At 76.5% G+C, this 489-nt stretch carries 1 pseudogene; it reads right to left on the bottom strand.

From position 1 onward, the window contains the following. Positions 1–489: pseudogene (locus ACWXWW_RS17875) on the bottom strand (hypothetical protein); the annotation flags it as partial.

Below are 489 nucleotides of genomic sequence, written 5' to 3'. Positions count from 1 at the left end.
GACGCCGCGTTCGAAGGGTCAGCGTCGCCAGTGCCGGGCGGATCAGCTCCCGTGTCGATCCGGTCGGGCGATCCCGCAGCACCCGAGACACGGGAACCCACGTCCACGCCGAGGTCGTCCGCGTCGGGGCTGGCGCCGTCGTCCTCGGTGCCCGCATCGGGGGCCGCCGAGTCCGTGTCCGCGGTCGCACCCGCGGCGTCCACGTTCACGTCGCCCACATCCGGTGTCACCGCGTCCGGCGCAGGCTCCGTCGTGCCCGTTCCGGCGTCCGTGGTGTCCGTGGCGTCCGCGCCCGCCGCGCCGGGCTCCGTCGCGCCCGCGTCGGGCTCCGTCGCGCCCGCATCGGGCTCCGTCGACCCCGTCGTGTCCGTGTCGGTGGTGGTCCAGGGGGCGGGGGTGTCGTCCGGGTCGCCGCACAGGGCGGACAGGACCTCCACGGCGAGGTCCGACGCGATCTGCGTCGCCGTCCGCGGCCCCTCCCCACCCTCA

It is taken from the genome of Microbacterium sp. KNMS, from assembly GCF_053851835.1.
Note: the sequence above shows the minus strand (reverse complement) of the source record. Positions and strands in the feature narration are given on the sequence as shown.